We start from the raw sequence: 11,570 nt of genomic DNA, 5'->3' as shown, positions 1-11,570 counted from the left end.
TCCGATCGGGTCCGCTCGGATGTCGGTCTATCGCTTAACACTGTGCGTTACGATATTCCCCAGCGTCTTTCTTTGGGTGATGGGCCGCGCGGGAAAAATGCGAATTGCCGATTTCGCGGTCATCCTCTTTGCCTGTTGGAGGGCCGCATCGTTTCTCGTCGTGGATGGGTCGATCGCATTTCAAGCGATTGGAATTTCCTTTGTGGAAACGATTGGCCCGTATTTTCTTGCGCGGTCGTGCGTCCGTTCAGCCGATGATTTTCGAGCAATGGCTACGACGCTCTTTGTTGTGATTGCTGTAATGCTGCCATTCGCGTTCCTCGAAGCCACAACCGGGCAAAGGGTCATTTTGAACGTATTTGGCACTATTCTCCCCACCTATCACGATTTTGGAATGGAATTCCGAGCTGGTTTAGCAAGGGTACAAGGGCCATTTGACCATTCTATACTCTTTGGCGCATTTTGTAGCAGCGGTTTTGCGCTCACTTTTCTCGTCGTCGGCTTCCAAAATCGCTTTATCGCGAGATACGCGAAGGCTGGCATTGTGGCATTCACCGCCGCGCTTTCGCTTTCCGCCGGTCCCGTATTGGGGATCGCAATTCAGTGCCTTTTGCTAGCCTGGAAGCGACTGGCTGATGCCATCGGGACAAAATTTCTTAGCATTGTCACGATCACCGCCTACTTGGTTGTGCAAGGGATTTTCTGGATAGTGTCAAATCGATCGTTAATCGAGGTCCTACTTGGAAGACTAACGTTTGATCCGATGTCATACTGGTCACGACGCCTGATCTTCGACTATGCGTGGCTATCTGTTGCAAATCACCCTCTATTTGGAACAGCATTGGGGCGATGGGACAGGCCCGTCTGGATGCCCCCTAGCATTGACAACTTCTGGCTTGCCTTCGCAGTAATGCATGGAATACCAGCGGCGTTGCTATTGGGGCTGGCGGTTTTAATTTCTGTTGTGTCAATCGCTTTGAAAAGCGGTCTTGATGAAAAGCAGGCGGAATACCGCGCTGCATATATCATCACAGTTCTAAATTGGGGCCTGGTCGGAATGACGGTCTACTATTGGGACGCCGTCTACGTCCTCTTTCTGCTGCTTCTTGGAAGTGGGCTTTGGATCCGGGATAGCGTGCCAGATGCGGCTTTTGCACCAGGTGCAGCCTTGACTGGTTCGCGATTATCAAACTCGCCAAAATCAAGCCGGCTCGCTCGGAAGTCGGAAGTGTGAGAAAGTAGTTCCGTCAAGCTTCTCATCGTTTTTGCGACGAATTGGGCTTCAGAGACCGACCGTCGGTTGAGCTCGCTGCGTATGGTAGCGTTTGGCCGCGCTATCGGACGGTGACCTGCCCCCGTTGAACCAGGCCATTCAGACCTGGAATTTTCCACTCATGATCCCTGTGGGGAAGAGGCGGAATTCGGCGAAAGCCTCCAAGTTGGCTTACAATGGGCACGCTGTGAAAGACATCTCGTTTTCTTGTCGCGCGAATCGCGTCAGAACGGCTTCAATGATTTCTTTCCGAATGTCTTGGGATGTTCTAGAAGTCGATTGTACTAATATTGCTAAGTCTGACTGACTTACAGACGCGACAAATGTAGCAATATCCTCGCGCTTGAGTGCATTGGCATCCCAATAGCTGCTACACAAAGAGTTGCTGGAGACGAACGAGCGGTCGGTATCGGTACCGAGATGGTCCACATACGATCCGTAAATTGTCCATTCTGAAAATGTAAGTTCCCGAGCTAATACATTTGGCCAGTTCCTGTGGTTCACTTCCTCAAGTCGTTTTTGGATGGCTCGAACGATTGAAGGATTCCAAACAAGGAATGATGAAATGTAGTCAGCCATCTCAGGAGGAAGAGGCTCCGGGATGCCGAGAATGCGCCTAGCAGTCCCATGCCAGGCGATGTGTTTGGTCATTTCAGGAAAAACCGCCTTCGGCTTTCTGTAAAAGCGGACAGCTCCGTCACGAACTAGATCCTCCGGTAGGATGCGATTAATGAGAACGACGTCAGAGTCCAGCATCAGAACGGCGTCTACGTTCATTGAGCCGACAGCCGCGAATTTTAATATTTGCTGTAGTATCCAACCGCGTATTGGGGGCCATGGACGTTTTGTGTCAAGGAACAGTTCCCCACGGCTGAGCGATCTCAGTGCAGGAACGCTCCTAGCGTACGGCAGTGACCCCAAAAACTTTGACAAGAGTGATATTGAGAGAAAACCTTCTGGAAGAAGACTGCTCGTTGTGTGAATAGCCAACCGACTTGATTTCCAGCGAGAAAAAAGCTGAATGTCTTCATCTGGTATAATTATATGATGCACCATGGTGCTCGGCGTGAACCTGAGGACAGATTCATGGAGCTGCTCGAAGTATTCGATGTCTCGCCGAAATGTCGGCGTCAAGGCAGCTATATCTGGCAAGGCTCCCCTCCGACTGTCGCGGGCTGAAGTCATTCGCAGTTACGCTCGCACGACATCGATTCAGGCGCAAGTCTAAGAGCAGTAGGCAATTTGGTTGGTATTTTGCAGCCAGCGTGCGCCGACAAGCACCTTAAAGATGATGGCTAAATCATTCCGCCTCATTGCGGAACATGTCATGGCCAACGCGTTATCAGCTCGCAACGTGCAGTTGAGCGTCTCGCCCCTAATTTGTGCAGATTGTCCCGAAAATGGCACGCTGGATCAGGGGGATAAAGCGAAAGATCAGCGACACCACGACATCGAACGCTCAAACCGGCTGCAACGTGCCAAGCACGGAGACAAGGCCAAGCACGGCGAACCCGAGGACTATTTCGGCAGCAGTCGCCCACTGGAGGGGCTCGAGTGACGGGTTGCGAGCGAGCCTTGGAACAAGAAGGTAGCGATTGCCTATCGCAAGCGCGATGAGGGCGAGAACGATGAGGATCTTGATGCTGAGCAGGAACTGATAACCGAACTGCCAATCCATCGGAACGGATCCGACGATCAGAGCCGTATTGATAATGCCGGTCGTAATGACGAGTGCCACCGCAACATGGCCCGCTGTCGAAAATCGCATCAGCGTTTTCCGTGCATCCTTCTGCCATCGGGCATCTCCCAACATCGGCAAGGTGATAAAGACGGGGACCAAAGCGCCGAGCCAGGCGCCACCCGACAGGAGATGAACCCCATCGTTGAGACGATGCACCATCCGTAACCAACCGCTGTTCATTGCGGCATGGCCGCTGATCGTGACGCTGACGAGCAGCAACCCGGCGCTCGCCGCGCGCGCGCTGTACCTGAAACGGCCTGTTGCCAGGCAAGATGCGATGAATAGGAACGCGGCACCGGCCTGGACACTCCAGGCCTGCCCGACGTTGGTCCCAGTAAGGACGGAGAGCAGCATTTGCGGTGCGAATGCGTCGGCCCAGCCCTCGCCGATCGCCGCCGCTCTCAGCGGGAGGAGAGACGCGGTCGTGATGATGATCAGAAGCGTTGAGAGGGTATAACAATGGCGGAGCCGTCGGCTCACCTGTGCCGCCAGATCTGCAGGCGCAATCCAGCAGATGTAAGCTGACGCGCCCCAAAGAAATATGGCGGAGCCATAAAACAGGAAGCGGCACAGGATAAGCGCCACGTCTGGTGTCATGGCTTGACCCTGAAGCCATATGCGCCAGTGGTCTTATGTCCGTCTTTCGAAAGAACGTGCCATTCCACTTTATAGGCGCCGGGATCGAGCTTTTCTGGAAGAGGAACAATCATGGTCTTTCCTTCATCCATTAGCATGGCATCACCGGTCTTTACCGAAGCATTGTCCGAGGCGGTGATTTCCACGCCGGAGAACTTGAGATCCAGCTCTTCGGAAAAGTGCAGATCAAGTTCGGCAGGGGAAATTGCGACCGTTGCCTTGTCGGCAGGCACGCTCTTGGCCAGATGAGCGTGCGCAAAGGCTTGGCCGGCAAAAATGACGAGTGCAAGAGCCGAGAGTAGGGTCAGGCGTGTATGTTTGGACATGTTCTGTCTCATATTCTGATCATGGTTCTAATGCGCTAGAGCACGCAAGCGTGCCGGTCGCGGCCCTACTTCGGCTTGGACATGTCCATGCCGCCCATATCCGAGTGGCCGTCCCTTGTGGATGTATTCGCCCCGCCAGCAGTGTCGACTGTAAACTCGACGCCAATCGATCCCGCCTTCTCGAAGCTCAGGGTGGCCCTGATCGTTTCCCCTTGCTTGAATGGCTGCGCAACGTCCATGAACATGATGTGGAAGCCACCTGGCTTCAGCTCAACCGTTTGACCAGCGGGAATGACGAGACCGCCGGCGACTGGGCGCATTGTCATCACGCCGTTGTTGACGCTCATCTGGTGAACCTCGGTCGTCGCGGCGCGATCTGACGTGATGCTGACGAGTCGGTCTTCGGTCGAACCGGTATTGGTCAGGTTCAGGTAGCCACCGCCGACCTTGGCACCGGGCACCATTGCTCGAGCACGGGGGTTGTGTATCTCGATGGCGCCCACCTTGATGTCATTGGCGGAAGCACTTGCAGCAAACAGACCGGCAAAGACCAGGCCGGTGATGATGATCATTAGCTTTTTCATGATGGTTATTCTCGGTTTGGCCGTCGCGTTGTGGTTGACTGCGATTGTACCGATCTTGCAACGTGCCTGGGTGTAAAGAGACGCAAATTGCGCCGTGGCCCAGTCGGCCGGCGTGATGGTCACCGGCAACCGACAACGGCACTGGGCTAGGGCGTCGACCGCAACGCGGCCTACTCTAAAACATCGGGGTGGGGGGCGCTCTTGGCCCTTTATTGGGCGGGTGCGGCCCCTCGCGCCTTCCCTCAACCATCGTCGGCGGAGCGGTGCGGGTACTGATGCGAAGGACTGCGATCTTGCTCGCGTCGGGCAAAGGCAGAAGGATCGACGGGCTAATCCGGCACGCCTCGCAGCCACGGGCATGCGACTTATCGTGATGACCGGCGGCACCTTTGCTGCCGTCCGTGCAGATGACCGGCAGCGTACCGTCCGGCAGAATGTATTGGGCAAACTCCGCGGCGGCTGCGGCGCTGCTCGTGATGCCTGGAGCTTGATAGGAGGAGCCGGCAAACAGCAATGCTATCGCGCAGATCACCCGCACGAGCCACTCCGTCAATCTCGAACCGACGACACTCACCTGGGCCTTTCCTCCTCCCGTTGGCAAGAAGCTCTACGGCAGATTCTCGCAAAGCTCAATGCTGGCAATCGGCCAGCAGGTGTCGTGCGGAGGAAACCGGAATTGCCGGGGTGGCGCCGCTGAATGCCGCCGTCGTTTTGCGAAACTATGAAGGGTGCTTCCGGGCGCGGCTGACGAGCTCCTTCACGAAGAGCTGGGCGAGCGGCGCCACCGCAAACGCGTATCGCCGCCAAAGCCTCTTAGGGTCGGACGCCAACCGGTGCGCCCATTCCATCCCCACATGGCGCATCCATAAAGGCGCACGCTTTTGTGCTCCAACGAGGAACTCGAGAGATGCCCCGATACAGAGCCCAATGCCACAGGCATCCGGCCGTTGAGAGAGGGCATGCGCGATCTTTTCCGATTGTGGGGCCCCGATTGCGATGAATACAAAGCGAGCCTTTTCTGCCGCAGCGAAGTCGACGCATGCCTGCAGCGCGCTGGGATGGTGCAAGACACCTGATGGAGGCACCATGCTTCTGAAACGAATTCCAGGATAAGCGCTTTCCAAATCGCGCACGATCTGAGCGTTGGCAGCGATCAACGTTATCAAGTCGCCATCCTTAATCACGGTTTTGAAAAGTCGTGCGGTTAGATCCGAGCCTGTGACAAGAGGAAGGCCGAGCGAAACAGCGCGCGACAGCGTCGAAATCGGCTTGCTGTCGCAGAGCGACATCCAGGCTTCGTCGTAGTACGGAGCAAGCTTGCGGTTTCCGCTAAGGCGGACCACGTGATCAACGTTGGGCGTCACGATGTAGCGGAATTTTGTCGAACCGTCGCTATCCGTGACAAGCCTGACGGCCGCATCCTGACCGATGTTATCGAACGGCGCGCCAAGAAAATAATGGCGATTCCGTCGACCGACGGGCACATTTCGAGCGAGAGGACTGTCCAATATCGGCATGATCTTCCCCGTGCACATTGAGTTGCCGAAAGGGCGCATTTCGGCTGCGGTAGCGTGTAAGCCAAGCATTTGATTTTGTGCTCGATTTACAGACTACGAGATCGCCGTATTGGCGCAATTATCCTGCGGTCAGCAATTGGGCGTATTCGCGAGGAGACAGCGGATCGGATGTCAGCAGAAAGAATTACGCAGAAAGAACTACGTCATGATTGTGGGATAAATGGAGCAATGCGTGATATTGTTCGAGAACATGATGGCGCGCAAGGGGGAATACTTTGTTGTATATGGCAATACTGTTCGCCTCTGCGATCTTGTCTTTACTACTTGCTGTTCCAATCATGGTGTTTGCGATCGAATGCCTGGCTGGAAGCTTGCTTGCAGGCAAAGCCCGAACGGAGGCCATAGCAATCCGACCCGCGGTGGCGGTTCTTGTTCCGGCACATGACGAAAGTTCCGGCATCGCCGAGACCGTTCGCAATATCAGGCGGGAGATGAGGCACTGCGACCGGCTCGTTGTCGTTGCCGATAACTGTAGCGACAATACGGCTGATATCGCCCGCGCCGAGGGAGCAGAGGTTGTCGAGCGCCAAAACCGGCTTGAGCGGGGGAAGGGGTACGCACTGGATGCGGGCATTCGATATTTGAGCCAAACGCCACCGAAAATTGTCGTTGTCATAGACGCCGATTGCCGCATTGGCAGTGGAGCGTTGGATCATCTGGCGAGCTCTGTCGTGGCAAATAGACGTCCCGCACAGGCTCTCAATCTTCAAATTGCGCCTCCGGGTTCAGGTTACAAAATCGCGGCCGCGGAATTCGCCTACCTGGTCAAGAATCATGTTCGCCCTCTCGGACTCTTGCGACTTGGTTTGCCCTGTCCACTCATGGGAACCGGCATGGCAATCCCGTGGTCGCTGCTCGAGGACGCGCGGCTGGCGAGCAGTCATCAAGTTGAGGACGTGAAGTTCAGTCTCGACCTGGCACGACAGGGTCATACCGCACGGTTTTGCCCGCAAGCGCTGGTAACGAGTTACTTCCCCCACTCAAAAGAAGGTACGGAGACCCAGCGCAGGCGGTGGGAGAGTGGCCATCTTTCGATGATACTCTATGCGAGCAAGGCTGTTATACGGCCGGCAAACTGGACGAAGTTCGGCTATATGGTCCTACTCTTCGATATTCTTGTGCCGCCACTCACGCTTCTGTGCGCTGCGACGTTTGCAATGACGTTGTTCTCAGGCTTGCTGGCCTTGGTCGGCGGTCCAACGCTGCCCCTTGTGGCTGCACTAGCAAATTCATTGATACTTTTGTGTTCGGCTGGCCTTGCGTGGGCTGTACATGGCCGCTCCGTTCTTCCGTTGCGAAACTTGGCCCAAGTGCCACTTTATGCCATGTCAAAGATCAGGCTCTATCCCAGCATCGCGGCAAGAAACGATGCCTGGGTGAGGACTGACCGGGAACGACGCGATCATCCAGGCTGACCATCATTATCGCACATCGTCTCAGAAACTAACTGCGCTACGCGCAGCTTGATCGTACTGACCGGTAGGGAGCCGCAGCAGAGCCGCGAGCCGACCGACAGCGCCTTCATCGAGTGCCAACGACCACTTCTGATACGAGAAGTGCTTCGTGCGTTCATGGTAACGCCGGCAGATCCTTTCTTGCGACCAGGCCAAGGGATTGCTGCTTCCCCACCGCATAGGTCACGACATGCGTGCCCTCTATTTCGAGGATTTTCTCGCGGCTGCGATGATTGGCGGAGTGCAGGATGAGGACGTCAGTGTACTGAAGGCCCGGCGCGCCTGGCGATTTCGCGCGTGCTTGCCTTGCGATTTCGCCAATGCGTGAAAGCCGCCAGAGCCGGTACCTCTTTGGGCGGTCAGCCTGAAAGCTTATGCTTCGTTGCAAGAGGCGCACTTCTCAATGGTTCCTGCCTGCTCCATCCTGTCGCTAATCAAAATGGCAGTTCGGGGCTGTCGAACAAGGGTCGACTGAAGGAGGCATCTATGCTCATGAAACGATCTTGGAGCAAGCTCCGCCGCCGGGATGCTCTCAAGCTTGCTGCATTGGCCTCGGTCGGGACAGGAGCGTTGGCGTTCACCAGAACCAGGTCGACAACTGCAAATGAGCGCCCACTTTTCCCTGGACCTTCCTTTTTTGTCAAAGGTGTCTACCAGCAACCCGTTGAGAAGATGGCGGAATGGCGTGACCGTGGGGTAAACACCATCTTTACAGTAAACGGCGGCGCGAACTTCACCACATGGACGAACGAGGCAATGAAGCAGGGCCTTTACGTCGTTCGTGCTCCTGCAGGTGTCGACGACCAATACCGAGTCATTGATCGGGCGGCATTCGAGCAAGATCTCCGCAATCCCCTTCTTCTGGCAATTGCGCTTGTCGACGAGCCATCAAATCTCAAGCCCGGCGGCGCAGGCATTACCTATTATGACGTGACGGTGCCACCTGCCGCGGTCGATGTGGTTGCGCGAGAGTTGTCCAGTGGTGGAAAGCCCCTCTGGATCAACCATGTCGGAAACCACATCAACAATGTTTATCTCGAAAAAATCATGAGCGACTACGCTGACAGCCCTTATGTCGATTGGCTCGCGCAGGACAGTTATCCTGTCGCAAACGGCGAGGATCTAACTCTCGATCTTGACGACTACGCTTCCACACCGCAGGGTCACTCGATCGATCGGTTGTTGCGATGGAGCGGTGGGCGGCCGCAATTCTCTTTCCTGGGCGTCACCAAGTTTAACGCCGGTGTGGGCCGAGACACGACGCCGGAGGAGTTTCGTCTGCAGGCCTGGTCATCGATCATTCACGGTGCGACGGGCATAATCTACTTCTCTTTCATGTTCTCGCCGCAGTTTTCCTATGACGCAACGCCGGAAAACCTCATTGACGAAATCAAGATGCTTCATGCGCAGATTGATGAGATTGAACCCATCCTGATGGACAAAGACAAAGGCGGTCGCCGTCCTTGGGTCCTCCGGAAGTCGGCCCGCGGCAAGGGCAATGGCCCGACGTCTTTGCCGTATCCCTTCGAGGCCTGCTCGATCAAGACGGATCGCGGCGAATACAAGATCATCCTGAACCTCGCCAACGAAACGGCCGAACTGACCTATGAGCCCTGGGGCCTCACTAAGGTTTCGTTTTCTCCCTATCAATGCAAACGAGGATATTCCGCCAAGGAAATCACGTAGGTTCAAAGCATATCCACGCGCCATGGTGCTGGGCATTAGTCTGTGAACACGAACTGACCACTTTTAGCGCATCTGCACAACAGATCAGAGGGCGGTTCGGCAAGGCCTTCGGCGGCTAGTTCCTCAAGTGAGGCAACAATGTCGGCAATTCCGCGCCCTTCAGCATAATGCATCAGGCCACCACGCCAGCGTGGGAAGCCATATCCGTGGATTTCAACAAGGTCGATGTCTTCCGCTCGTAGCGCGACTTTCTCGTTGAGGATCTTTGAGGCCTCGTTGACCATTGGCAGGACGACGCAGTCGATGATGCCGGCTTGATCCCACGCTCTCTGCGGTGTTTCCCGGGCTTCCCCGGCAATAATGTCAGCGACGACTTCCGACTGCTTAGGCGTGCGATCGCCCTTGGCGTAATCGAACCAGCCGCCACCGCTTTTCTGGCCAAAGCGTTCCAGTGCGCAAAGCCGTTCCGCGATCGGAGCGAAAGGGGTCTCGCCGCGGGCACGCGCCGCCTTGCGTTGGAAAGCGGCAATGTCGAGGCCGCCGAGGTCCTGGGCCTCGAATGGGCCCATGGGCAGCCCGAAGCTGCGCATCGCTTGATCGACCGCCTGTGGTGTCGCGCCCGCCAGCAACAGGCGTTCGGCCTGGGCGCGGGTGACTTTCAGGATCCGATTGCCAATGAAACCATCGCAAATGCCGGCGCGCACCGGAATCTTGCTTAGCATGCGGGCGAGCGCAAAACCAGTTGCGAGTGTCGCGGGTGCAGTTTTAGCTGTCGGCACAATCTCGAGAAGTTTCATGACGTGGGCCGGGCTGAAGAAGTGCAACCCGATAAAACGCTCGGGGCATTTGATGTGCGCAGCGATCTGTTGGGGATCGAGGTAGGAGGTGTTGGTGGCGAGCACCGCGTCGGGGCGACAGACCGCAGAGAGCTTGCCGAAGACCTCACGCTTGACGTCGACGTCTTCAAAAACCGCCTCGATGACGACGTCGATCCGAGCAAGAAGGCTGTAATCGGTCGTGCCGACTATGCCGGACAGTCGTTCCGCCGCGGTCTCGGGGCTGATCTTGCCGCGCTTGACCGCGCTTTCAAAAATCGAACGCAGGTTCGATAGCCCGCGATCTACGGCTGGTTCGTCGCGCTCGACAAGGGTGACGGGAAGCCCAGCTTCCCGAAGGGTGGCGGCAATTCCTGCACCCATTGTGCCGCCGCCGATAACGGCGGCAGAACGGATCGAGCGTGGCTCGACGCCTGCAAGCTCCGGTGGCCTTAGAGCTGCCCGTTCAGCGAAGAAGACATGGCGCAGCGCGGCAGCCTGGGGCGAGCCGCGCAATTCGAGAAAAGTCTGGCGCTCGAAGGCCATTGCAGTCTCGAAATCGGCTTCGGTCGCCTTGCGAACGCAGCCGAGCGCCCGAAGCGGCGCGTCCTCACCCTTGGCACGACTGGCAACGGTCTTCGAGGTCGTTTCCCAGAACGCCGCGTCCACGGGGGGAACGCCCCGCTGGCTGAGCGGAAGCGGAAGGGATTGGTCCAATGCTGCGCGGGCAAAGTCGATCGCTCCCTTCTCCAGATCACCCTCGATGATTGCGTCGATCAGCCCCTGCGAACGCGCCTTTTGTGCCGTAACCGGCGTACCTGTTGTGACCATTTCTGCGGCGAGTACCGGCCCGACCAGCCTTGGCAGCCGCACGGTCCCCCCTGCGCCAGGAACAATGCCGAGGCGGACTTCGGGCAAGCCGATACTCGCCTTCGGCACGGCCACGCGAAAGCGGCAACCGAGCGCGACTTCCAGTCCTCCGCCGAGCGCACTGCCGTGAATGGCTGCAGTCCATGGTTTGGTGGCCATTTCGATGCGTGCAACGAGATCCGGTAGGTGAGGGGGCATCGGCGGTTTGCCGAATTCGATGACGTCGGCGCCGGCGATGAATGTACGTCCCTCGCAGATCAGCACTACCGCGCCCACCAACGGATCGGCGTCGAGCGATTCAGCTGCGTCCCACAGATCTTGGCGCAATGCCTGCGACAGCGCGTTGACGGGCGGGTTGTCGATGGTGACGAGGGCGACGTCGCCCTTGCGTTCGATGATCAGGGTCATGATGTCAAATTCCCTAACTGGGCTTCACGAATATGTTCGTCCGCGATCACGTCCTGCATCGGTCCGCGACACGAATCCGACCAGTCTGCACATCGCTCAGGCTGGCAAGAGGTGGACGGCCGAAATCCAGGCAAGTGCGTTCCAGCGCGGTCGCAGATCGCATGTCACTCTCCTCCGAAGAGAGCGAAGTTTAGTCAAAG

The 11,570-nt window shown here is 56.8% G+C and carries 10 protein-coding genes; 3 read left to right on the top strand and 7 right to left on the bottom strand.

Annotated elements, in window-relative coordinates:
* Nucleotides 1–19: 19 nt before the first annotated feature.
* On the top strand, nt 20–1,234 hold the full coding sequence (locus BN77_RS22775; protein ID WP_007536472.1) for a hypothetical protein: 1,215 nt from the start codon (nt 20–22) through the stop codon (nt 1,232–1,234).
* Between the two features lie 210 nt (nt 1,235–1,444).
* Here the strand turns inward: BN77_RS22775 and BN77_RS31520 are convergent, their stop codons facing one another.
* The 6 genes from BN77_RS31520 to BN77_RS22745 all read right to left on the bottom strand — a co-directional run bounded on the left by BN77_RS31520 (nt 1,445) and on the right by BN77_RS22745 (nt 6,077).
* Nucleotides 1,445–2,458: a DUF6492 family protein gene (locus BN77_RS31520; RefSeq protein ID WP_007536470.1), complete on the bottom strand. Its 1,014-nt coding sequence runs from the start codon at nt 2,456–2,458 to the stop codon at nt 1,445–1,447.
* A gap of 274 nt (nt 2,459–2,732) precedes the next feature.
* Nucleotides 2,733–3,611 (bottom strand): copper homeostasis membrane protein CopD, encoded by an 879-nt coding sequence (gene copD / locus BN77_RS22765; RefSeq protein ID WP_007536468.1) that lies wholly within the window; start codon nt 3,609–3,611, stop codon nt 2,733–2,735.
* Complete coding sequence (gene copC, locus BN77_RS22760) at nt 3,608–3,976, bottom strand: copper homeostasis periplasmic binding protein CopC (protein WP_007536466.1); 369 nt, start codon at nt 3,974–3,976, stop codon at nt 3,608–3,610. Before copC ends, copD begins: the two co-directional genes overlap by 4 nt.
* 65 nt (nt 3,977–4,041) lie before the next feature.
* Nucleotides 4,042–4,560, bottom strand: a complete 519-nt coding sequence (locus BN77_RS22755) for a copper chaperone PCu(A)C (RefSeq protein WP_040678661.1) — start codon at nt 4,558–4,560, stop codon at nt 4,042–4,044.
* Nucleotides 4,561–4,735: 175 nt separating this feature from the next.
* On the bottom strand, nt 4,736–5,134 hold the full coding sequence (locus BN77_RS22750; protein WP_007536462.1) for a hypothetical protein: 399 nt from the start codon (nt 5,132–5,134) through the stop codon (nt 4,736–4,738).
* Nucleotides 5,135–5,279: 145 nt separating this feature from the next.
* On the bottom strand, nt 5,280–6,077 hold the full coding sequence (locus tag BN77_RS22745; protein ID WP_007536459.1) for a WecB/TagA/CpsF family glycosyltransferase: 798 nt from the start codon (nt 6,075–6,077) through the stop codon (nt 5,280–5,282).
* Nucleotides 6,078–6,361: 284 nt separating this feature from the next.
* Between BN77_RS22745 and BN77_RS32420 the strand changes: the two genes are divergently transcribed.
* Nucleotides 6,362–7,552, top strand: coding sequence for a glycosyltransferase (locus BN77_RS32420; RefSeq protein WP_040678336.1), 1,191 nt, complete (start codon nt 6,362–6,364; stop codon nt 7,550–7,552).
* Between the two features lie 531 nt (nt 7,553–8,083).
* Entirely contained in the window at nt 8,084–9,277 is a 1,194-nt protein-coding gene (locus tag BN77_RS22730; protein ID WP_157224498.1) for a hypothetical protein, read from the top strand.
* Nucleotides 9,278–9,312: 35 nt separating this feature from the next.
* Here the strand turns inward: BN77_RS22730 and BN77_RS22725 are convergent, their stop codons facing one another.
* Complete coding sequence (locus BN77_RS22725) at nt 9,313–11,370, bottom strand: 3-hydroxyacyl-CoA dehydrogenase NAD-binding domain-containing protein (RefSeq protein ID WP_007536452.1); 2,058 nt, start codon at nt 11,368–11,370, stop codon at nt 9,313–9,315.
* Between the last annotated feature and the right edge of the window lie 200 nt (nt 11,371–11,570).

It is taken from the genome of Rhizobium mesoamericanum STM3625 (assembly GCF_000312665.1).
GTDB lineage: Bacteria > Pseudomonadota > Alphaproteobacteria > Rhizobiales > Rhizobiaceae > Rhizobium > Rhizobium mesoamericanum.
Note: the sequence above shows the minus strand (reverse complement) of the source record. Positions and strands in the feature narration are given on the sequence as shown.

Bases quoted from the DNA above. Each gene is read 5' to 3' on its own strand.
- copD (WP_007536468.1), bottom strand. From the start codon at position 3,611: ATGACACCAGACGTGGCGCTTATCCTGTGCCGCTTCCTGTTTTATGGC.
- BN77_RS22745 (WP_007536459.1), bottom strand. From the start codon at position 6,077: ATGCCGATATTGGACAGTCCTCTCGCTCGAAATGTGCCCGTCGGTCGA.
- copC (WP_007536466.1), bottom strand. From the start codon at position 3,976: ATGTCCAAACATACACGCCTGACCCTACTCTCGGCTCTTGCACTCGTC.
- BN77_RS22775 (WP_007536472.1), top strand. From the start codon at position 20: ATGTCGGTCTATCGCTTAACACTGTGCGTTACGATATTCCCCAGCGTC.
- BN77_RS22730 (WP_157224498.1), top strand. From the start codon at position 8,084: ATGAAACGATCTTGGAGCAAGCTCCGCCGCCGGGATGCTCTCAAGCTT.
- BN77_RS31520 (WP_007536470.1), bottom strand. From the start codon at position 2,458: ATGACTTCAGCCCGCGACAGTCGGAGGGGAGCCTTGCCAGATATAGCT.
- BN77_RS32420 (WP_040678336.1), top strand. From the start codon at position 6,362: ATGGCAATACTGTTCGCCTCTGCGATCTTGTCTTTACTACTTGCTGTT.
- BN77_RS22725 (WP_007536452.1), bottom strand. From the start codon at position 11,370: ATGACCCTGATCATCGAACGCAAGGGCGACGTCGCCCTCGTCACCATC.
- BN77_RS22755 (WP_040678661.1), bottom strand. From the start codon at position 4,560: ATGAAAAAGCTAATGATCATCATCACCGGCCTGGTCTTTGCCGGTCTG.